The 21,645-nt window shown below is 35.9% G+C and carries 18 protein-coding genes and 6 pseudogenes; 20 read left to right on the top strand and 4 right to left on the bottom strand.

The annotated features are described in order from the left end of the window. Positions 1 to 314: pseudogene (locus tag ACJAT7_RS06640) on the top strand (polysaccharide biosynthesis protein); the annotation flags it as partial. A 65-nt stretch (positions 315 to 379) separates the two neighbouring features. Here the strand turns inward: ACJAT7_RS06640 and ACJAT7_RS06635 are convergent. The 3 genes and pseudogenes from ACJAT7_RS06635 to ACJAT7_RS06625 all read right to left on the bottom strand — a co-directional run. Next, a pseudogene (locus ACJAT7_RS06635) lies at positions 380 to 490 on the bottom strand (IS1595 family transposase); the annotation flags it as partial. Positions 491 to 932: 442 nt separating this feature from the next. Then, complete coding sequence (locus ACJAT7_RS06630; protein WP_415226013.1) at positions 933 to 1,697, bottom strand: glycosyltransferase family 2 protein; 765 nt, start codon at positions 1,695 to 1,697, stop codon at positions 933 to 935. 371 nt (positions 1,698 to 2,068) lie between these two features. Then, positions 2,069 to 2,208 (bottom strand): annotated as a pseudogene (locus ACJAT7_RS06625) (IS1595 family transposase); the annotation flags it as partial. Between the two features lie 311 nt (positions 2,209 to 2,519). Here ACJAT7_RS06625 and ACJAT7_RS06620 point away from each other — a divergent pair. Further along, the gene (locus ACJAT7_RS06620) at positions 2,520 to 3,791 is read left to right on the top strand and encodes a lipopolysaccharide biosynthesis protein (protein ID WP_415226012.1); all 1,272 of its coding nucleotides are present in this window, start codon (positions 2,520 to 2,522) and stop codon (positions 3,789 to 3,791) included. 125 nt (positions 3,792 to 3,916) lie between these two features. Here the strand turns inward: ACJAT7_RS06620 and ACJAT7_RS06615 are convergent. Continuing rightward, a pseudogene (locus ACJAT7_RS06615) lies at positions 3,917 to 4,069 on the bottom strand (glycerol-3-phosphate cytidylyltransferase); the annotation flags it as partial. A gap of 78 nt (positions 4,070 to 4,147) precedes the next feature. On the opposite strand from ACJAT7_RS06615, the gene tnpA reads away from it, so the two are divergent. The 18 genes and pseudogenes from tnpA to ACJAT7_RS06525 all read left to right on the top strand — a co-directional run bounded on the left by tnpA (position 4,148) and on the right by ACJAT7_RS06525 (position 21,580). Beyond that, a complete protein-coding gene (gene tnpA, locus ACJAT7_RS06610; RefSeq protein ID WP_415226011.1) occupies positions 4,148 to 4,468 on the top strand; it encodes an IS66 family insertion sequence element accessory protein TnpA in 321 nt (106 codons plus the stop codon). Continuing rightward, positions 4,465 to 4,812, top strand: a complete 348-nt coding sequence (gene tnpB, locus ACJAT7_RS06605) for an IS66 family insertion sequence element accessory protein TnpB (protein WP_415226010.1) — start codon at positions 4,465 to 4,467, stop codon at positions 4,810 to 4,812. The genes tnpA and tnpB overlap by 4 nt, the downstream gene beginning before the upstream one ends. An 87-nt stretch (positions 4,813 to 4,899) precedes the next feature. After that, a pseudogene (gene tnpC / locus ACJAT7_RS06600) lies at positions 4,900 to 6,467 on the top strand (IS66 family transposase). A gap of 332 nt (positions 6,468 to 6,799) precedes the next feature. Next, positions 6,800 to 7,348, top strand: a complete 549-nt coding sequence (locus ACJAT7_RS06595; RefSeq protein WP_415226009.1) for a hypothetical protein — start codon at positions 6,800 to 6,802, stop codon at positions 7,346 to 7,348. Positions 7,349 to 7,351: 3 nt separating this feature from the next. Then, on the top strand, positions 7,352 to 8,719 hold the full coding sequence (locus ACJAT7_RS06590; protein WP_415226008.1) for a Coenzyme F420 hydrogenase/dehydrogenase, beta subunit C-terminal domain: 1,368 nt from the start codon (positions 7,352 to 7,354) through the stop codon (positions 8,717 to 8,719). A gap of 59 nt (positions 8,720 to 8,778) precedes the next feature. Next, on the top strand, positions 8,779 to 9,903 hold the full coding sequence (locus ACJAT7_RS06585) for a polysaccharide pyruvyl transferase family protein (RefSeq protein ID WP_415226007.1): 1,125 nt from the start codon (positions 8,779 to 8,781) through the stop codon (positions 9,901 to 9,903). Between the two features lie 5 nt (positions 9,904 to 9,908). Further along, positions 9,909 to 10,376 carry a hypothetical protein gene (locus ACJAT7_RS06580; protein ID WP_415226006.1) on the top strand — a complete coding sequence of 156 codons (468 nt, stop codon included), beginning with the start codon at positions 9,909 to 9,911 and terminating at the stop codon, positions 10,374 to 10,376. A gap of 265 nt (positions 10,377 to 10,641) precedes the next feature. Next, positions 10,642 to 12,084 (top strand): annotated as a pseudogene (gene tnpC, locus ACJAT7_RS06575) (IS66 family transposase). Between the two features lie 39 nt (positions 12,085 to 12,123). Beyond that, positions 12,124 to 12,432, top strand: a complete 309-nt coding sequence (locus tag ACJAT7_RS06570) for a transposase (RefSeq protein ID WP_415226005.1) — start codon at positions 12,124 to 12,126, stop codon at positions 12,430 to 12,432. A gap of 50 nt (positions 12,433 to 12,482) precedes the next feature. Next, positions 12,483 to 12,866, top strand: a complete 384-nt coding sequence (locus tag ACJAT7_RS06565) for a hypothetical protein (protein ID WP_415226004.1) — start codon at positions 12,483 to 12,485, stop codon at positions 12,864 to 12,866. Then, positions 12,866 to 13,792 (top strand): glycosyltransferase family 2 protein, encoded by a 927-nt coding sequence (locus ACJAT7_RS06560; protein ID WP_415226003.1) that lies wholly within the window; start codon positions 12,866 to 12,868, stop codon positions 13,790 to 13,792. Before ACJAT7_RS06565 ends, ACJAT7_RS06560 begins: the two co-directional genes overlap by 1 nt. 469 nt (positions 13,793 to 14,261) lie before the next feature. Further along, entirely contained in the window at positions 14,262 to 15,086 is an 825-nt protein-coding gene (locus tag ACJAT7_RS06555) for a glycosyltransferase (protein WP_415226002.1), read from the top strand. A gap of 27 nt (positions 15,087 to 15,113) precedes the next feature. Then, positions 15,114 to 16,022 (top strand): GNVR domain-containing protein, encoded by a 909-nt coding sequence (locus ACJAT7_RS06550; RefSeq protein ID WP_415226001.1) that lies wholly within the window; start codon positions 15,114 to 15,116, stop codon positions 16,020 to 16,022. Between the two features lie 2 nt (positions 16,023 to 16,024). Then, positions 16,025 to 16,939 carry a glycosyltransferase family 2 protein gene (locus tag ACJAT7_RS06545; protein WP_415226000.1) on the top strand — a complete coding sequence of 305 codons (915 nt, stop codon included), beginning with the start codon at positions 16,025 to 16,027 and terminating at the stop codon, positions 16,937 to 16,939. Further along, the gene (locus tag ACJAT7_RS06540; RefSeq protein WP_415225999.1) at positions 16,936 to 18,114 is read left to right on the top strand and encodes a hypothetical protein; all 1,179 of its coding nucleotides are present in this window, start codon (positions 16,936 to 16,938) and stop codon (positions 18,112 to 18,114) included. The genes ACJAT7_RS06545 and ACJAT7_RS06540 overlap by 4 nt, the downstream gene beginning before the upstream one ends. 117 nt (positions 18,115 to 18,231) lie before the next feature. Continuing rightward, complete coding sequence (locus ACJAT7_RS06535) at positions 18,232 to 19,026, top strand: glycosyltransferase family 2 protein (protein WP_415225998.1); 795 nt, start codon at positions 18,232 to 18,234, stop codon at positions 19,024 to 19,026. 144 nt (positions 19,027 to 19,170) lie between these two features. Beyond that, positions 19,171 to 20,634, top strand: a complete 1,464-nt coding sequence (locus ACJAT7_RS06530) for a hypothetical protein (protein ID WP_415225997.1) — start codon at positions 19,171 to 19,173, stop codon at positions 20,632 to 20,634. 43 nt (positions 20,635 to 20,677) lie between these two features. Beyond that, entirely contained in the window at positions 20,678 to 21,580 is a 903-nt protein-coding gene (locus ACJAT7_RS06525) for a sulfotransferase domain-containing protein (protein ID WP_415225996.1), read from the top strand. Positions 21,581 to 21,645 lie beyond the last annotated feature (65 nt).

Below are 21,645 nucleotides of genomic sequence, written 5' to 3'. Positions count from 1 at the left end.
TATACGTGCCTACCTCTCATTTGTACAACGCCAGTTTATCTTTTGAAGATTATATTTCTAAAAGCGGTGGTAAGAAGTCTTTAGCTGATGAAGACAGAATTTATATTATTCGATCCAACGGTTCGGTTGAGTTGCCAGGCAGAGGCAATGATTTTTGGTTTGCCGGTACAGGTGAAAACGTCGGGGTATTACCTGGGGATACAATAGTTGTGCCCTTTGACTCTGAGAATATTGATAACTTGACATTATGGTCTAGCGCTACTCAAATTATTTATCAGTTGGCGGTAGCAGTGGCGGCTATTGGTAGCTTATAAAATACAGTAAATTAAAAGAGAAAGTCGTAAGTATGAAATCAAAAAAACATGCTTCTCCATGTAACTCAGGTTGATTTTATCGGAGCATGAATAATTGCTAAGTTTAACAACCTGTTAGGTATTTGTTTTTCCACAAAACGACGATTATACCGATAACAAAACTCATTCAAGTATTTTTAGGTGATGACGACTTTGTCGAGAAGTATCAACCATTACAAAATGAACGATTAGGTGAATTAGAAGAGATACCACTTAATCAGCGCCGAAGTAGCCCGTTTACTTTGCAACAATACCAAACGCAATCAACATCTCGTGATGAGGCAATAACCATCACATATAAGTCTGACGGTTATACATTGAAAGAGATTGGAGAATACTTTGATCTCCTTTATTCAAGATTGAGCCGTGTTGTGGCAAAAGGCAAGACCTGACCCTTGAATATGCTTGAATATTCACTTTAAATACCCCTTAGGTAGAAATTGCCGCGGTTCTATCAAAAATGAGACTTTTAGGTACTGGTTTGTGTTAGTTTTTTTAATTATTGAATCTGATTTTTTTAGATAGCCATAATATTCATCTCTAAGAATACTGATAATATTAAATATGAATTCACATAGACTATAACTTGCTTTGGTTCCATTTGAATAACGCACTAACGGCATAATGACAAAATACGATACTTGCTTTTAAAAGATTTAACTGCTCAATTTCACGATAAATAAACCATGTTTTTTTCGCTTTATTGATTTTGTTGTTTGATAACGAACCCTTGACCAAGCGATAGTTACTTAATGGCACCGTATAAATATCGGCGCTCACGCCTGTTTTTAAAAGTTTCAACCATAAAGCATAGTCTTGTCCTGCTTGAACTAACGGCATAGTTAAATCGGTAAAAGCGATTTTTTTTACCATAACGGTACAACAACCCATAGTAGCCTTTTTGCGTAACATCGCTTGATAATTAAAACTGCCAGTTAATCTTGCATCAATCACAAGATTTAAGTGGGCCGATTGTTCAGACATTAAATAATAAGGTGTAAAAGAAATCACCGAGTTTTTTTCAATCATAAACTCAAGATGCTGCGCCAGCTTTTTTGGCAACCATATATCGTCACTGTCTAAAAAAGCAATATATTCGCCTTTTGCACGGGCAATAGCATTATTTCTGGTTGTTGGCGCCCCCGCATTAACACTATTTTGTTGTGGTTTTATACGGTTATCATTTTTTGCTAACTCGCCAATAAGCGTCCAAGAGTTGTCCGTTGAACAATCATCAGTAATTAACCATTCCCAATCTTGATAAGTTTGAGAGATAATACTTTGATAGGTTTCAACTAAGAACTTTTCGCTGTTATAAGACGGGGTGATAATTGAAACTAACATATAAAATTGACTACTTGAGACGTAAACTTAGGACTTTATTACCGACATGCACTCGAAAAAATTTAAGCGCTCAAATGAAAAACAACGAATGATAATAACTAATAGGTTAGAAATACAAGTATCTAAATTTCTCCTAACAACTAAAATGCCAGATAAATCAATAAGAATTACCTCTGCACTTTTCAGCAACATATTCGTGTTATAAATTCATTATAACATAGGTGAATACAGATGAAGACTATAGATTTCAATCACCGTTACATACATGTAAAAAATTTTTTTTTGCGACATTTATTTTATCCTTAATCTGAATAATTTGAAGTATGTGTTAGATACAACAATCAATTTTATTACATGCCTATGCACTTGGCTCAGTCCGATTTCACAGGTGCATGAATTATTGCTAAGTTTAACAACCTGTTAGGTATCTGTTTTTCGAAAAATCGCCGATCGAAGCGATAACAAAACACATCTTAGTATTCTTGTAGGTAATTCCCGATACGCCATGAAATGGGGTGGTCGTTTTAGGTTGACCACGTCAGTAAGACAAGGCAGCGACTTTTGCACATCGAGCGATCTGCGAGGGACTTTTCAGTTATACAGGATAAAACACGATCCTTCTTGGGTAATGTTCCCCTGAAAAAAAAGAGGCATAAACAGAGTAAACTATTTCACGAGTTTCATGTAAAATGTAACATGTAACATATTACGGATAAATTAGCGGTTCATAATTCCTTTACCTTTGGAGACTCGTTAGATTTTGTCTTTCTGTAGCCGTAAACAAAACACGCCTTGATTAAATTATTTTTAAAGAAGTAACTGATGCTACATCGCTTTTTACAACTCCGACATAACGAATTGATTAGAAGTTCTGCCCTTATTTTGTTTTTTAAAGTTTTAATCGCAGCAGCAGGATTTTTGATTTCTGCAATAATTACGCGGCAATTGGGAGCAGAAGTAGCAGGACATTACTTTTTCACTTTATCATTTATTGCAATAGTAGCCGTATTTGTTAAACAAGGCAGTGAACAAGCCGTCACTCGCTTCGTTGCAAGTGCAAATGATGTTAAAACTAAGTCCCTAATCCTCAAGAGTTGGTTGAAGCCTGTTTTTTCTATGAGTTTAGCAGTCATCGCTGTGATGGTAGTGGTATTATTCTCTCTAAAAAGAGAACTGAGTACTCAATGGCTCTATGCGTTAACTTATGGCTCAGTTGCATTAATATTAGTGCCACTTTATGCCGTCATCAATCAAGCGCACTTGGGACAGAAAAATTATTTCAATTTTTCTTTTTCTTCTCTTTCGGTGAGATTGTCCCATGTGACGATGCTAATCGTAATGTTGTTTACTGCTAATTTGGGCGTAGAAATGGCCCTTGTAAGTTTTTTACTGGCTAACTTAGTCGCTTTATTGTTTGTTTTTGTGAAGTGGGAAGGGAGTTTCAAAAAAGACACTGCACAACTAAACTCCCAACTTGTCACCGAAATGGCTAAAACTAAAAGTTCTCTCTGGATTGCTTCGATATTAACAGTACTGTCTATTCAAATGGTGCCATTTATTCTTGGTAACTTGGGTCAGTTATCAGAGGTATCTTATTTTGCTGTAAGCTATCAATTAACTATGATGGTTGGTTTTATTGTAATGTCTGTAAGTCATGCAATTTCCCCCGACTTTTCCAATTCATTTTCGCAAAAAGACTTCGTTGGGCTACAGCAAAGTTTCTTGAAGGCCAGAAAGTTAATGATAATTAGTTGTGGGCCTATTGTTATTGGATTAATAGTAGCAGCAGAGCTCTTGTTGTCTTTTTTTGGCGATGGGTTCGAATCAGCAACGCCTGTATTGCGAGTGCTACTTTTGGGGAAATTAGTAAATTTAGCTGTAGGGCCAGCTGGTCAGCTGTTAGTAATGTCTGGGAACGAAAAAACATATAAAAACAATGTATCTATTGGCTTTGCTGTATTAGTGAGTATAGGCGTCGTTTCAACCTATCGATGGGGTGCAATTGGGGGTGCATGGGCTATCACGATATCCATGTTAGTTAGCAACCTTTTGAGTTTTCTCCAAGTTAAAAAATACTTCAATTCTGTTGTTTAGATTGCCCCTCAAAAAGCAGCGATACCTTTAAATGGATACAGCCACTTGTTTTTCTTTTCAACGTTTTAATGTGATAAGCGAGATATTATTAGAAGGCTCTATATTTTTTTAACAATTTCAATAATTTAGGTAGTTGAAATAGAAGGAGTTATCACTAAATATGCAACCTCGCAAATGTTTTTGTAATTATCGAATTTTCCTTTCCAATCGTCACCCATAACGAGTATGTCGGCATATAAATCTTTAATATATTGGCCTTTAAGTTCCAGTGACTCTTCGTGTCCGTCAAAACAACCACACCTAGTCTACTAGTGGCAGCTATCTGATAATCAGGTTTTCACTTGAGGAAACCGAAGATGACTAGGCGAACCAAAGCGCAATGGCAAAGTATTGTAGAGCAACATGCTCAATCTACTCTCAGCACGAGAGCATTTTGTGAGCAACACAATATTCATTTGCAAACCTTCTACTCGCGCCGCCATGCCTTAGGCTTGGCGAAGCCAAGACATAACAAACCTAAAGTAACGCCAGCTAAACCTGTTGGTCAGTTTGTACAAGCTCAAATAGTCACTCCCAATTGCAGTATTGTCATGCAAACGCGTGAAGCCCAATTATCATTTTCTAGTCAGTGTGACCCACTGTGGGTTGCTAAAGTATTAAAAGGTCTCGCCGCATGAGAATGTTTGTCGACCCAAGCGCCGTTTATTTATACCCCAAAACAGTAGACTTCAGAATGCAATTTAATGGACTTGCATTGATTGTCGAGCAGCAATTTGATGTGCCGTTAATGTCTGGCGCCTTATTTATCTTTACCAATCGTACCCGCAAACGCTTGCGCATATTATATTGGGACAATACCGATTTAGCCATGTGGAGTAAGCGTTTGGAAAAAGACGTATTTAAGTGGCCTAGCAGCACGCAAACTTCAATGAGTTTAAGCGAACAGCAACTCAACAGCCTACTAGGCGGGTTTGATATTCATGGTCATCAGCCCTTGTTTTATGCCTCTGCTGGCTTATAACATCCGATCATAAGTAGGGATTATCGATCACGATTTAGTCTAAGTGAAAACAACATCTTAGGTGTGGTTTGCGGTAAAATGCAAGCCATGAAAACAAAGCCAAATAAGCGTGATATCGAAATAGAATTGCTTCAGCAAAAACAAGCGAAGCAAGGCTTGTCGGGTGAAGAAAAAGACACGCTTATTACGAAATTGTCGCAGCGCCTTGATTTTTTAGAGGAGCAGTTTCGCCTAGCCCAGCACAAACGCTTTGCGAGTCAAAACGAAGCGCATCCTGGGCAGGATGACTTGTTCAACGAGGTTGAAGAAATTGCCGAGCTTGAGTGCGAACAAGCGGATAGCGAAGAAGAGCAGCCCACACAGAAAAAGAAACGCACACGCAACACCAAGCCTTTTGCTGCTCATATTACGCGTGAAGTCATTGTCCATGATATTGATGATGCCGATAAAGTCTGTGCATGCTGCCAAGGTGAAATGCACTGCATGGGCAAAGACGTAAATGAAAAGTTAGTGTTTGTGCCAGCGTTGACTAAAATTGAAGAGCATCACCGCTTAAAGTATGCTTGTAGAGGGTGTTATAAAAACGACACTAAGACACCGATTAAACAAGCGCCGCCAGTACCGAGCATCTTACCTAAAAGTTACGCCACTCCGAGCTTAATCGCGCAGTTAATAGCTGCCAAATATCAACATGGCTTGCCGCTATATCGTCAAGAGGTGATATTTAGACAACTGGGTATCGAATTATCCCGCCAAACCATGTCCGATTGGCTGATTAAAATCGCCAACGTGTTACACCCGGTATTGTATGAATACTGGCATAAAATACTGCTGCAACAAGATATGATCAAGGCCGATGAAACTCCGCTAAAGGTCATTAAGGATGACAACATTAAATCCTATATGTGGGTATACAGCAGTGGGGCTGACTCGCCGGCGAGTAATATTAACTGCGCCCAATATCGTCTTATACGACTACCCGCCGACGCGCGCAGGTAAGTGTGCAGTGGACTTTTTACAAAACGACGACAAACAGCATTACACCGGCTACTTACAAGTAGACGGTTATGCCGGTTATCATAAACTGCATTGTAACCTTGTGGTCTGCATGGCGCACATCCGTCGTAAATTCGATGAAGCGAAAAAAGCACAAAGTAAAAGCAGCCAAAAAACGGGTAAAGCGGATTGGGCACTTAGTCAAATTCAGAAACTGTATCGGATTGAAAGACAAATTAAAGGCTTACCCATTGAGGAGCGCTGCCGCATAAGACAAGAAAAATCCATGCCATTACTCAACCAATTCAAAACATGGTTAGATAAGTCAGCGCCCAATGTATTACCTGAAAGCTTATTGGGTAAAACGCTTAACTATGCGCTCAACCAATGGGATAAAACCATTAGGTATTGCGATGATGGTCGATTAGACATCGACAATAATCGCTCAGAGCGAGCGATAAAACCCTTCGTGATGGGCAGGAAGGCATGGTTATTTAGTCAAACTGCCAACGGTGCTAACGCCAGTGCCACGTTATATTCTATTGTGGAAACAGCGAAAGCTAACGGCCTCGTTCCCTATGATTACTTAGTGCACGTGATGGAAAAAATTATGTAAGGTGATTGAACAACTATTGCCTTGGAACGTCAAACTAGGCTAGTGTGGTTCTAACGACGCACACGTACAAGTGATTGCCTTGGTGATACATATTGCAAAGTTGTTAATCACATAAATCAACTACCATATGCCACCATCCTAAAGCAGGTCATTGGCTGTTAATTGTTTCTCCCTGTGAGAAATATTTAAATTGCCACTAAAATTCTAGACACTTCTCACTATTTTTTGCATAACTATTCAAAAGCGGACTTGCATACGTTGTCAATTGTATGAATACTTACTCTTTATTTTAATGCCAGTGTGTTTTTTAGTTCAAATAATTCTGCATCAGTTTAGGAAAGTTTCTTATGAACCTATTGGTAGGGCAATCTCGAGTTGTTCTGGTTTCAGTATTCTTTTATACGTGTGATGTGCCAGTATTTTAATGACAATGAAAATACTGTTGCAGCCAGAGGAAAAATTGTAGCACTTAATCACCCAATACTTACTTGTGCAGCAAAGCATTATGACCTGGGAGATCAAATTGTTAAAACCAGTTTAAATATTGAAGGAGCGACATGCATTCGCAGAGTTAGCTATGAAAAAGTCGGCGGCTATAACCCAAAAATATTTGGTCATGAAGGCCAAGAATTGGGATATAGGTTAACCTATGCATCGAAAGATATAATTGTCTATATTCCCCATGCTATATTTCGGCACGATTTATTTAAAGGAATTTTTGCTATGAAAAATAAAGCTAAAAGGATTGTTATTGCCGAATCTACTGACCGCGCTGAAAATGAAAAAATCAAAAATGTAATACAAAAAGAACTTATGATAGAAGATGGGCGCGATATTAGTCGAAAGATAATAGGACAAGTTATTAATCGCTTGTTTAAAATATTGAAAATGTATTATCGAATTAATTCTAGAACAAAGTTGTAAAATATGACATTTAAAAAAGTAATTGAAAATAACTTTTGTGTAGGTTGCGGAGCATGTGCTGCGGTACCCGACGTGCCTGTAAATATAGACGTTAGAGAAAATGGTTTTTATCAAGCTAAAGTTGCAAATGATTTAAGTGAAGACCAAATTAATAGTGTTAATAAACTTTGCCCATTTTCGAGTGCCGCAAAAAATGAAGATGAGCTTGGTTCTCATTTATTTAAGGATAAAAAGCACGATGACAAAATTGGGTTTTACGATAATCTATATGCAGGTTATAGAAATTTAAAAGAAGATAGACTTAACTCTAGTTCCGGAGGGCTAACTACTTGGTTTGCAGAAAAGCTTTTAGAAAATGATGAAATCGATAGTATTATTCATGTAGGTCAAACAGATAATATTTTTGAATACAAAGTATCCAAAGCCATTACTGAACTAAAAGATAAAGCAAACAAAAAATCTAGATACTACCCAGTAACATACTCACATTTGACTGAATATATTGTTACTACAAAAGATAGACTCTTATTTATAGGCATTCCTTGCATTGTTAAATCTATACGACTATTACAGAAAGAGTATGATTTAACGAATATAAAATATGTAGTTGCTTTGTTATGCGGACATATGAAGTCTAAATATTTTGCTGAGAGTTTGGCTTGGCAACTAGGTATTTCCCCCAAGAATTTGCAGGCAATTGATTTTAGAGTTAAAAAACCAAATTATAAAGCAAGCGATTATTTCATATCCGTTCAATCAAAAATAACTCAAAAAAACATCGTGAAAAAAAACCAGTCGTTATTAGGAGCTAATTGGGGACATGGCTTTTTTAAACATAAATCCTGTGATTTCTGTGATGATTTAGCTGGGGAACTAGCAGATGTAACTTTTGGTGACGCTTGGTTGAGTCAGTATACGAGTGATTATCTAGGAACCAATATTGTGATATCAAGAAGTAAAGTCTTTGATCAATATATTAAGGATTTTAGCGAAGAAGTTACTTTAGATAAAGTAACTATTGACGATTTTTACAATACACAGGCTGGTAATTATCGACATAGGCGCGATGGTCTGCCTGTAAGAGTCAAGAACTCACGTACATGGACCCCAACTAAGCGATTAAATTTATCAGCACAAGAGGTTAATAAAGAAAGAGAAAACTTGTATTTATATCGTAGTTATTTATCAGAAAAAAGTACCCATAACTTTATTATTGCTAAAAAATACAATTCAATAATTATTTTTAGGATACTCATGCTGCCCATTTTATTGAAATATGATTTGATAAATTTAGGCTTGCTGAAAGCTATTAAGTTTAATATAAAAAAATGTATTGCTAATATATTGAACCTATTTAGAAAAAAGTATTAAATACAGTTTATCGATGGCAACGAGAAGTTTGGTAGATTTTTATAGGGGAGTAGTAAAGAGTGCCCAATAGTAAGAAAAAAGTTGGAATACTAAATTTTCAATATTCAACCCATAATTATGGTGCTGTGTTACAGGCAGCAGCACTTGAATATCAAATTAGCCAGTTAGGTTACGAAGCGGAACACATTAATTTCATTCCTAAATCGAAAGGGGTAAGTCAGACTCTTAATTCAGTTAAAAAATCAATAAAAAAGCTTATTGTAAAACCCACAATTAGTGTTAGGGCTAAGGTAGAAAACCCTGCAGTATTTGAGCTCTTTCGACAAAAATGGATAACACGTACGGCTGCAGTTTATACAAATATTACTGAGTTAAAAGTACTTGGAAATGCATACCAAGCTGTGGTCGTTGGTAGTGACCAAGTTTGGCGCCCACAATATACCAGTAAGAATGCACTTGTTTATTTTTTAGCTTTTGTGGCAAATAAAACCAAACGAATTTCTTATGCCGCCAGTTTTGGAGTCGACGTTTGGTTTGATAACAACAAGCCAAAACTAACCCAAAAAATAAAGTCTGAAATAACTCAATTTAGCGCTATTTCAGTCAGAGAGTCAAAAGGTGTTGATATTTGCAAGGATACATTCGGTGTAACCGCTTGTCATGTTTTAGATCCTACTTTACTCATTGGCAGAAGTTACTTCGAAACTATAATTGAAAAAGACGCCGCTCAAACTGCTGATGCAAATGTTGTTTACTATAAATTAGATATTAATGATGCTTTTATCGCTGATATGGCTGAATTAGGCCAACACTTAAATTGTGCCGCTGAAAACATTTATATGAAAGAAGAAAGCGGGTTGTTTTTTTATAACTCAGTGGCGGATTGGTTAAATAAAATAAAAAAAAGTAAATTAGTTGTCACTGACTCGTTTCATTGTGTCTGTTTTGCATTACTGTTTGAAAAACCTTTTTTGTATTACCCAAATGATAATAGAGGGATGTCTAGATTAGAAAGTTTATTAGGTTTGGTTAGTTTAGAAGATAGAATTTGTAAAGATTCTGAATATATAAAATCTTCTGGGATTTTTAATAAAAAAATTAATTATAATCACGTAAACAGTATTTTGGAAGAATTGCGTTGTGACTCGTTAGAATATTTATCCAAATCATTGGAGAGCAATTAACAGATATGAATACTAATGCAATCAAAACAAAACTAATTTATCCATTTGTTAAAGTCCCAAATGGGAAAGCATTATCTGGTTTAACCCCTAGAGAAGGCAGCTCTGAAAAGTTTAAAAAATATGTAATATTTGGTCACCAACGATGCGGCTCATCTTTATTAATTTCAGCGCTAAAAGCTCATCCGAACATTAAATCCTTTTCTGAGTTATTTACTCCTAATTATATTACGTTTAATAATCATGGTTACGATAATTATTCTTTGCCATTGCTAAAATTAAGGAATAAGGAAAATAGTCGTTTTTTAGAAAATGTTATTTTCAATAAACAGGATAAAAAATGTCAAGCCGTGGGGTTTAAAGTTTTTCCTGATCAGATTAAGGCTACTAATTTCCAAGACATTTGGAATAGATCAAGAATGGGGATCGCCGTCAATTTATTTTTGAAGAATTGGGTTCAAGTGATCAATGAGTGAACATATTGTTCAATAAACACCCGGTATTTTATTTCTAAATTATGTGCGGAATGACAGCTTGATATTCGTGGGCATGAGATCATACTGCCCGCCAAATTATCCTATACCCACTGAGAAGTTACCCGTGAGCAAAGCGTTTACTGACATAGATGGTTAGGCCTTAGATGCATTGATTGCGCGTGTCAGTGAAGCGAGAGACAATCAATTAGCCTTGAGTGGGGAAGATTGCCAGCTGTTGCTGGATGCGTTAGTGACGCTGGCCAGTATGCAGGACCGTCTGGCTAGCCATGACGTAACCGTCCATAAGTTACGCAAATTGCTGGGTATTGAGAAGCCATCTGAAAAACAAAGGGATGTGATTAAAAATCCGAAAAAGCCGACGCAAAGTCGCCGATCTAAACGGCATAACGATGAGGGCTTTACGCTGGCCAAAGCGAAGGTGGTCATTCACCCCTTAAACGATTTGAATAAAGGCGATGATTGTCCGGAATGTGTAACCGGTAAAGTCTATAAAACCGACCCTGGCAGTTTCTTACGTATCACCGGGCACAGTCCTTTCACACCCGAGCAACACGTCATGGAGCGTTACCGTTGCAATACCTGTGGTGCCTATTTTACCGCTGACTTACCCGAGACGGTACTGGCCGATGGCTCAGCCACCCAGAAATATGGCTACTCTGCCCGCGCGTTAATGGCGATTTACAAGTACTTCGCCGGATTGCCTTTTTACCGTCAGAGCAGTATTCAAAAACTACTGGGCGTCAACCTTACCGCCTCCACCGTGTTTGACCAGGTTGAACGAGTGTGTGATGCGATTTACCCCGTTTACCTACACCTGCATACGCTGGCGGCGGATGCACAGCATTATTATCTGGATGACACCACCCACCGCATACTCGATGCCAAGCCGATAGAGAAAAAAGTCCGCAACAGCGATAAAACCTAACGACGCACAGGGGTATATACCTCAGGCGTCATCGCCACCACCACGGCGGCACAGTCTATCGTATTGTTCGAAACCAACATTGGTCATGCTGGCGAATTCATCGACAGCATTTTACATAAACGAGCGCTTGCGGGTGCTAAGCCCATTATCATGAGCGATGCCTTAGCCAGTAATCGGCCCACCGAAAGAGAGGCCATTCTATCGTTATGCAACAGCCATGCAAGGCGACAGTTTGTGGACGTGATAAGCCATTTCCCCGACGAGGTTGAGCACATTCTGGAGCGCTATGGTGAAATTTGGACGAATGACCATATGCTTGCAGAGGAACAACTCAACCCGACACAACGCCTGGCTTATCACCAACAGCACTCGTTACCGATAATGTTTGAAGTCAAGCAATGGGGGGAAAGCCATTTGCGCGAGGACTCGGTTGAAGAAAACAGCGGACTGGGTAAAGCCATACGCTACTTTAACAAACATTATGACGGTCTCAGCTGTTTCTGCAGAATAGAAGGCGTCAAACTCGACAATAATGCTATCGAAGCGATGTTGAAAATAGTGGTGCGAGACCGAAAAAATGCTATGTTTCACAAAATATTACTGGGTGCGACGATAGGGGATGTGATCACATCAATGATAGCCACAGGCAGTGAAGCCGGGATTAATGTCTTTGAGTATTTTACGTTGCTGCAGCACGCGCAAGACAAGGTGAAAGCTAACCCAGAACGTTACCTGCCCTGGAATTATCTGCAAGCCAGCTGATCCGTCATAACTTATATAGAATACGCTGAGTTAGGCTTTTTGCCTAAGTCACGCTATGCTCCCGTAGCTCACGATAAGTATGCCAAATTTATAGCAAATGCTATTCGAACTCACTGGCATGTGGAGAATAAATTACACTGGCAATTAGATGTTATCTTTAATGAAGAACAAAATTGGTTAAGGAGTGGTTTTGCCGCTGAAAATATTTCATTAATAAATAAAATAGCGCTTTTTTTGTTAAAGAGTGAAAAAAGCGTCAAGGTTGGAATAAAAACTAAACGGATAAAAGCGGACTGGAAGAGCATTTACGTGATGAAAGTCCTAACAGTAGGAATGACACCTGTATAAATTTAATCCGTTTGCACTGAATATGTAATTTAAATAGAAGGTCTGAACACTTGAAACACAAAATAAAAAACAAATTATCAAAGCAATTAAACAAAGTAGCGGGCTTTTTAAAGAACAATGGAATTGAAGCTTATTGGTGGAATACAAAGCCAATTTTTGGCGAGCAATTCACCGTTGAATTTCTGAAGACCTATGGATTAATGACTATGTATACAAAATTCAATGAAAATAAAATGATTAGCGATGGCTTAAAATTTAATGAGCATGATACATCTATAAATCATGACACAACTCCAAGTCAGTTAAATGAAGAATCAACATTCGCATCAGTAATCAATAGCATAACCCACAGAGAAATCGATAAAAACGTATACGACGGGCTTGACGAAATGCTCATGAAATTTAGTAAGTCTGTTTTAAAGAGCTGTAAATAATGAACCCTGTATTTTCAGTTATTATTCCAATATATAATGTTGAAGCCTATTTACGGGACTGTTTAGATTGCTTAACAAGCCAATCGTTTAAGAGTTTTGAAGTGCTATTAATAAATGATGGCTCCTCAGATAATAGTGAAGTGATTTGCAAAGAGTACACCGAAAAAGATGCTCGATTTTCGTTAACAACAACAAAAAACCAAGGCCAAGGTGCGGCGAGAAATATTGGCCTTTCTTTGGCAGAAGGCCAATATATCTATTTTTACGACAGTGATGATAAGCTTGCTACAAACACCCTTGAAAAACTTAATGAAATACACCAAAAACACGCTGTAGATATTGTTATGTTTGATGGAGATGTTTTTGGTGAGTCTTCAAGTAATAATTTTACATATACCAGAGCAGCGAATCACTGTGAAGTTGAACTTTCAAAATATATAGATTTGACATTATTAGAGCAAACGTTCACGCCCTCTCCTTGTTTATACTCTTTTAGGAAGGAAGCCGTTGCAGACTTAAGGTTTATAGAAGGCATTATCTATGAAGATTTAGCCTTTTATGTCAATTTAACGTTAGATAATAAATTGAGTTTCTACGTGTTAAATGAAGTGCTTTTTCATCGCCGAGTTAGGCCGAACTCAACCATGACGACTGCCATTCAAGAAAAAAATGCCCTCGCTGCTATTAAAGTATTTGAACACATCAGTGAAGGGAAAATGTCTAAGACTAAATTGTTATTTTTGCAGCTCTATTATAACAATGTGATATCGTTTGTTGCCTTGGCTTTTAAGGGAATGACACCATTTAAATACAGGATAGTTTTAGTTAAATACTTTTTGTTTTTAACTAAACATGGAAAATTTAGTTTTAAACAAATTTTAGCGACAATAGTACCTGAACTCAAAAAATTAACTAAAAAAACATGATCTTGATATATCACTTACTAACCTCAATACCCTTTATTATTCAGTAAAATCATTACACTATAAATCATATCACTTATCTCTACTGCAACGATAACTTGTAATTTAATATCTAAATAATGACTTTACAAACGTCATTTAAAGCCTAGCGTTAAAAATAAACGCATTACGCTCAGAACATCTGATTTTTGCTTAAAAAGCTTTTAGATTAGTTTACTCAACTTACCTTAAGTTATGTTAGGTTTTGCGAGCAAAGTACTTAATATACTAAAGGTAAATTAGCATAATTTATTTTGAGTGAATTAAATAAATTATAGAGTTTCTTTTCAGGCGCTTACCTCTTGTGGTAGAATTCTGTCCAGTTATTAATGGACTGCTTATTGTATAGTTCGTTACATTCAATAAAAAACTGATATCATAATTTATCAGTTTTTTTATATAAAAATCAATAAGCTCATAAAATAGACCCTCTATGAATCAACCTCCCTTAATTACGGTATATATCACCACTAAAGATCGTTGTGATTTACTAAAAAGAGCCATTGATTCAGTCTATAGCCAGTCTTACCAAAATTTTGAATTGATTGTTTGTAATGATGCTTCTATGGATACTACCGACGAACTACTGCATGACTATCAAACTAAGCACGATAACTTCTCTTTCTATTCTTCTACTCAGCTTCAGGGAGCCTGTGTACAAAGAAATATTGCTATCCATAAAGCAAAAGGTGAGTTTATTACGGGGTTAGATGATGATGATTATTTCCTACCAAATCGTTTAGAAGCTTTTATAAAAAATTATGATAAGAAGTATTCTTTTTTGTGTTCCAGTTATTTTAGAAATGATCAAAAAGAAAAGTTTTTTTTGAAAGAGGCTTCTGGAGAGATCAATTTAAATGCCATTTTGCATTACAACAGAATTGGTAATCAAGTTTTTATTGAAACAAAACGATTACTAGAGCTCGGTGGGTTTGATGAAAAGCTGCCTGCCTTTCAAGACTATGACATGTGGGTTCGTTTAATAGCTAAGTTCGGTTCTTGTTATAAATTAAGTACACCACTCTATGTATGTGATAATTCTCATAATAGTGAACGTATTTCAAATAACTCAGCCAAAGTAATTGCAGGTTATGAAATTTTTATTGCTAAGCATAAAAACTTAATGAATACGAAACATCTAGATTCGATGAAATTGCTCAAGCTATCAATCAGTAAAGAAAAGCCAAATTTCTTAAAAGTTTTTCTTTTGATGAATTTAGGTAATTTTAAATCCGCTCTAAATCAATTAATTAAATAACTCTATCTAAGTGGGGAATGTGACAATATGACAAATAGTGCTGTTCGAGTTTATGGAGTGAAAGCATTTTTCACTTTATGCTGGCAAGGTAAACTTACCATTCTGCTTAGTACTGTGATTGCCTCAATACTGTCTGTAATTATAGCCATAACAGCGCCTAATTTATATAAATCAGAAGTCGCCCTTGAATATGTTAAGGAAAGCGAAAACAAACTTTCATCCTCGGCATCTGAAATTGGACAGTTAGCGAGTTTCGCTGGTTTATCACTAGGAGGTAGTGGCGAAAATCAAAAAGCTATTAATCTTGCAATACTTAGCTCAAGAAAGTTTATTTCACAATTTATAGATAAACACCAATTACTTGTTCCTCTTTTTGCCAGTGAAAGTTGGGACGTGGTAAGTGGTAAATTATTGATAAATCCAGATGTCTTTGACGAAAAAACAGGGAAGTGGTTACGAAAAACAAAACCTCCTTTAAAAGCTAAACCATCGAAACAAGAGGCAGTGGAGGCGTTTAAAAACATATTTTCTGTTGCAGTTGATCAAGCAACAACCCTTATACATGCACAAATAACTTTTATATCAGCTGACCTTGCCAATAAATGGTTGACTCTATTGATAAAAGACTACAATCAATATATTCGTGCAGAAGATTTACATACCAGTCAAAAAAACATTGAATATTTAGAGAATAAGGCTGAGAGCGTTAATAACTCGAATATGAAACTAGTGTTTTTCAGTTTACTTGAAGAAGAACAAAAAAAAATAATGTTAGCCCAAGTATCAGAAGAATATGTGTTTAAAGTAATTGATCCCTCTGTAGCCGCTGAAAAACGAGATTCGCCGAAAAGAGCTTTGATTTGTGTTGCTGGCGCCATACTCGGTGGCTTTATAGGTGTTTTCATCATACTGATTAGACAGTTTAATAGAGCTTAATTATGCATTCAATTCAGTCATGCCCATATTTTTCCGTGGTAATCCCTGTTTATAATCGCTCTAATTTAATAAAAGCTGTACTTGAGAGCGTTTTAAAACAAAGTTACAACGACTTCGAGATTATCCTTGTTGATGACTATTCGAACGATATTGAAGAATTAAAACAGCTTATTGAACATATTTCAGATGACAAAATCACTTTAATTGAACATGGTGAAAATAAAAATGGAGCGGCAGCGCGCAATACAGGAATAAAAGCAGCTGAAGGACAATACATTTGTTTTCTCGACTCTGATGACACTTGGCCTTTGAATAGACTGGCAATTGTTAAAGAATCAATAGAACGATCCAAACACCCCAACAGCACCATTTTTTACGGGCAGGTTTGTTATGAGTATCCGGACAAAAAAACCAAAGGAACTCTGAGCCCTTTAGACCCAATAGGCAGTAATAAAGTCGCTGATTATTTATTTGTTCATAATGGTTTATTGCAAACGTCAACCATAACCTGTTCACGGGAAGTCGCATTAAAAGTAGGTTTTGATGAAAGGTATAGACGCCATCAGGACTATGATTTTTGTTTACGTGCAGAAGCTTTAGCTATGACATTTCAATTTATCAATAAACCTTTGTCAAATTGGGCGATATATGGTGGAGAGTCGACAATTAAAAAAGGAGCTACATTTGAATTTTGTCAATTTTGGCTCACTGAAATGGAGCAATATTTCAGTGCACAAGCTAAAAGTTCCTATTTAATTAAAGTGCTTTTCCCTATAGCCATTGAAACAGGAAATTTCTCTTCAGCATTTAACATATTAGTTAAAAACGCAAAATATGTCCCCATTAACATTCTTATCACTGGAGTATATAGAGGCCTAAAAAGTATCATTAAATACATTATCAGGCCGATTAAGTGAAACCATATTCTGAATATTTTGACTGGTTTGGTACCTTGCTATTCGGTATATATGGTCTTTTTTTTATAGTCCTAATCTGGATTTTCTCTGGAGTAATGCTGAAAAATAGACAAGATCAACTAACATCTTGTTTAGCGTTTATTTTTTTAGGACTTTTTATTTGGGTTGCTGCCTTTACTAGTTTAACCCCATATTATCCTGATACCAATCTATTCGCTGAAATTGTTGAAAATGGGGTACATGACTCACAATCGAAAGGGGTTATATTATATTATTTAATTGGCCTACCTTTCATGTTTCTTAGTGCATACCAGCTTGAAGTTTACTTATTATTCCAACAATTTATTTTTATATTAGCCATGATATTCCTTTGGAAAAGTTGGCTCATTCACTGTGTCCACCAGAAAATAAAATCCGGATTATATGAGATTTTTATCATATTAGCTGTTTTATATCCTTCAACATTATTATTTATAACAATTCCTTTGCGAGAATTTTTTCAAATTTTCGGATTCTCTATTTTTTTATATGGTCTGGCTCTTTATATTAATAAAGGGCAAATTTCATGGATGATAATTGGTGCCGTAATTACCATTTTTGTTAGACCTCAAATGATTATATTTTATCCATTTTTAATACTGGTTGCCAAACAAAAAAACGTCTTAAAATTATTGATGTATAGTGTTATTATATTTCCCTTAACTTTACTTTTATTTCAATTGGTTGGCTTTAAATTTAGAGTCTCTTGGTTTGCCTACCTTAGAAACGCAGGCGTAAAAAATTTCGGCGACTCTGGCATGACCTATGGTGCCGTTGAATGGGAAACCTATTTAGACATATTATTAGATTTGCCACAATTAGCTCTACAATTTTTATTATCACCATTACCTATTCTTCATTCAGTAAACCCTTTCAGTATGTTCACACTAGTACTCGATTTGATTTTTGTTATCTTTGTATTGTTTGGCGTATTATCGATTAAGTTACGCGTAAGCCTTATGTATATAAAAATGTTTGTTTTTTCTATCACTCTATTTTCTATGTGGGAATTTTATATTGGAGGCGCTGTTAGGCATAGGTTTCCTTTAATACTAATGGTCTTACCGTTAGCGACATTGTATTACAGCACTCTGCTTGAAAGTTTATGTAAAAATTCAAAAGTTATAAAAGAGTAATATAATGATCCATTGTTAATATACTCAGATTATTGTCACAAATAAAATATAAGTTGAAAAATTACTTATATTTGCAGTCATTACAAATACCCGTTATTAATATTTTGAGATAAGCTTGTGAATAAAAATATATCGCTAACCTTAGCATTTTCATGTCTTGGCAATACCTTAACTTCGTTATTAAATAATTTAGAATTAATAACAGCTAGAGAAAACTTAAAAATATTAGTTATTGTGCAAAAATGGGAGGCTAAACAACCTGAACAACAATCTAAAAAAATAGACTTAGTATATTTAGATAATATAGGACTCAGCCGAAGCCGAAATACTGCTATCAGACATGCAAACACAAATTACATTTGGTTTTTAGATGATGATGTAGCATTGGAAAACAAAGATATAGATGATGTATTAAATATTATTCAAACCGGTGTTACAGAGTTTTATCGAGTAAAAGTTGGTTGTATTGAATGGAAAAATAAACTTTTTAAGAAATATAAAAAGTTAGAAAAAGTTAGAAAAATAAATTTATTACAAGTTAGTTCCATAGAAATTATTGCCAATTTAGATTACGTAAAAAAAACACAATTATTATTTAATGAAAACATGGGGTTGGGTACTGTATACCCATGTAATGAAGAAAATAATTTTTTAATTGATGCCTGGGATTCAGGTGCAAAATTTACTTTCGTAGATAAAGTATTAATTCGTCATACTTGTATTTTTGACGACCGAATATTAGCGAGTGATAAAATCTTCGAAATTAAGGGTGCTACAGCATCAAGGTTTAACTTTCTAGGCGTTTTATTATTATGTCGCTGGTTTTTTCGCTTTAGTATTCTTCACAAAAACTTAGGGTATGGAATGTCTTTAATTAAAGGGTTTTTACGAGGCTACAAACATTATAAATAATTTTAAAGACCCTCTCAGGTAGATGCCTTTTGTGTGATATTGCTTCAAATTAATTTATGAATTTATAAACATAAAGGGTATACCTGAAGCAATGACTTCAAGTATGATAATTTAATGTAAAATCTCAGCTTAGTTTGCCAACCAATGCATTCCTTTCAATATCAATTTGCAAAACAATTTTTCATAACTAAAAAACAAGAACTCCCTCTGTTGTTTAGTCAATGGTGTAAATCCCCACTTAAAAGCGATTCAGTTCTCTATAGTCATCCGGCACTTGAAGTCACAAAAGTTGAAAATAAAAATACGCATATTGTTTGCCTTGGTCATATTATAAATCCTTATATACCAACGGATACAAATAAAAATATCTTAGATAAGATACTTGAGAATACTGCTTATTTTGACACTTTTGAAAAATCCATTTATAGCATGGGTGGCCGTTGGGTATTAATTGTAAATTCAAAAGACGGTAAACGCATTTATCATGATGCTGCAGGTTTAAAACCCGTATTTTTTAGTTATGACAAAGATAAAAACATTAACATAGCCTCACAGCCTGCTTTATTGGAAGCAATAGGGGTATGTCATAAACAAGAGGACGTTTTTAATGATTTTAAAAGATATCGAAACTCCAAAAGTTGGCCGTTGGGGATCATTCCTTATACCAATGTAAAACAATTAATCCCGAATCATTATTTAGATCTCAACACGCGTGAAACTAGTCGATATTGGCCAAAATCGAAATTAAGTATTACTGATGTCAATGTGGCAGCAAAAAAATTATCAACAATATTACAAGGGTCAATAAAAGCACTCACCTTAAGAAATAACTGCACTATGTCGCTAACGGGCGGTTACGACTCTCGAATGCTATTTTCGTGCGCTCTTAACGATTCAGATAAAATAAATTTTTTCACTACAATTTCAAATTTTACGCCGGAATACGACCAAAAAACCCCAGAAAAATTAAGTAAACGTTATAACTTAAATCATCAATTTACCCAACGTAATATTGATAATAATCCAGAGCAGAATAGCCTCGATATTTTATCCAAAAACGTCGGTGACATGTATTATGATCGTTCAATGCCAAACATTTTTGCATTTTCAGCGGCTATCAAAGAAAACACCCATTTACCCGGCTCTGTTTCAGAAATTGCTCGGTGCTATTATTATCCTTATGGCCTAAAACTATTAAAGCCTACCGGAAAACGTATTGCAAAATATGCCGGTTTTAAAGGCAATCCTTATGCTGAAGAAGGATTTAGTCGCTGGTTAAATAACCTGCCCGTTAATCTCCCGTATGAAATTCTTGATTTACTCTATTGGGAGCACCGTCTTGGTATTTGGGCTTCTTGCGGCTTAACTTTTCGAGAAGGGGTATTAGAGCAAATACCCCCCATGAATAATCGCGAATATATGGAGATTTCTTTAGCTGTAAACATGAAAGATCGTTTGCCTCCACATAATTTAACCAAAAGTATTATTAAAATAAATGACAAAAATTTACTCAACTTACTTTTTAATGGCAGTGAAGACTATTGGCTATATAATAGATTTCCCAAAATAAAATATCTTCGTAATGTCATTGCAACTCGACTCAAGTGATCAAAACGAATGTTTGCTCCTCTTTACTTGTAGAGACAATTAAATGCTAAGCATAAACAGATATAACAAAATAATAGCTGAATTTAAATGGTTACAACTCAACGCGCGCGCACAAAGTAAACACCTCCCTGTATTTATGTCCGAGTGGTTATTCCGCCATAGTACCGCTCGCTTTAGAGGAATAGCTAATTGTGCAATAGTTGGCGCACAAAAAGCGGGTAGCTCAAGCTTATATTATTATTTAAACCAGCATCCCCAAGTTAAACCAACGTTTGGTAAAGAACTTCACTATTTTACCGGCAGTATTATTGAAAATTTAGATACCTATGCCAAGGGAGATATTTGGTATCGAGCGCATTTTCCATTGACAAGAAACCTAAAAGAAAATGATATTTGTGTTGATGCCACGCCACTTTACTTATTTAATCCGTTGGCAGCAGGCCGAATCTATCGGTGTAACCCAAACTGTAAGATAATCATCTTACTAAGAGACCCTGTCGACAGAGCCATTTCGCATTATTTTCATAGTAAGAAAATGGGGCAGGAAAATTTGCCCATAGAAGTTGCATTGGCAAAAGAAGGTGAACGCCTTAAAAATGCACTTGCTAATAAAGATTATAAAGAACGGGCCTATCGCGTGCATTCTTATCAAGCCAGAGGGTTATATTGGCAACAGATTAAAAATTATTTACACTATTTTAGCGAGGAACAACTGTTATTCATTAACAGCGATGATTTTTTTAATGATACGGCTCAAACATTAAAACAAGTTTTTGAGTTTTTAGAAGTAGATGAAAATCACAACATCAGTGATCTAAGCGTTAAAAATGTCGGCGACAAAGTGAGTAATGTTTCCGCGGAAGTTTATCAGCAATTAAGTCAGTACTACCGTATTCCCAATCAAGCGCTCTTTGCAGGCCTAAACAAAACGTTTGATTGGCGGTAGCGGTTTTCTTAATATGCGACTTAAAATGACAAGGTTCAGCCGCCCTACAATAAAACCAACTTGAC

It is taken from the genome of Psychromonas sp. (genome assembly GCF_047632995.1).
Lineage (GTDB): Bacteria > Pseudomonadota > Gammaproteobacteria > Enterobacterales > Psychromonadaceae > Psychromonas.
Note: the sequence above shows the minus strand (reverse complement) of the source record. Positions and strands in the feature narration are given on the sequence as shown.

Coding starts and splice junctions, on each gene's coding strand:
- ACJAT7_RS06630 (WP_415226013.1), bottom strand. CDS start 1,697: ATGTTAGTTTCAATTATCACCCCGTCTTATAACAGCGAAAAGTTCTTA.
- ACJAT7_RS06620 (WP_415226012.1), top strand. CDS start 2,520: ATGCTACATCGCTTTTTACAACTCCGACATAACGAATTGATTAGAAGT.
- tnpA (WP_415226011.1), top strand. CDS start 4,148: ATGACTAGGCGAACCAAAGCGCAATGGCAAAGTATTGTAGAGCAACAT.
- tnpB (WP_415226010.1), top strand. CDS start 4,465: ATGAGAATGTTTGTCGACCCAAGCGCCGTTTATTTATACCCCAAAACA.
- ACJAT7_RS06590 (WP_415226008.1), top strand. CDS start 7,352: ATGACATTTAAAAAAGTAATTGAAAATAACTTTTGTGTAGGTTGCGGA.
- ACJAT7_RS06580 (WP_415226006.1), top strand. CDS start 9,909: ATGAATACTAATGCAATCAAAACAAAACTAATTTATCCATTTGTTAAA.
- ACJAT7_RS06560 (WP_415226003.1), top strand. CDS start 12,866: ATGAACCCTGTATTTTCAGTTATTATTCCAATATATAATGTTGAAGCC.
- ACJAT7_RS06555 (WP_415226002.1), top strand. CDS start 14,262: ATGAATCAACCTCCCTTAATTACGGTATATATCACCACTAAAGATCGT.
- ACJAT7_RS06550 (WP_415226001.1), top strand. CDS start 15,114: ATGACAAATAGTGCTGTTCGAGTTTATGGAGTGAAAGCATTTTTCACT.
- ACJAT7_RS06545 (WP_415226000.1), top strand. CDS start 16,025: ATGCATTCAATTCAGTCATGCCCATATTTTTCCGTGGTAATCCCTGTT.
- ACJAT7_RS06530 (WP_415225997.1), top strand. CDS start 19,171: ATGCATTCCTTTCAATATCAATTTGCAAAACAATTTTTCATAACTAAA.
- ACJAT7_RS06525 (WP_415225996.1), top strand. CDS start 20,678: ATGCTAAGCATAAACAGATATAACAAAATAATAGCTGAATTTAAATGG.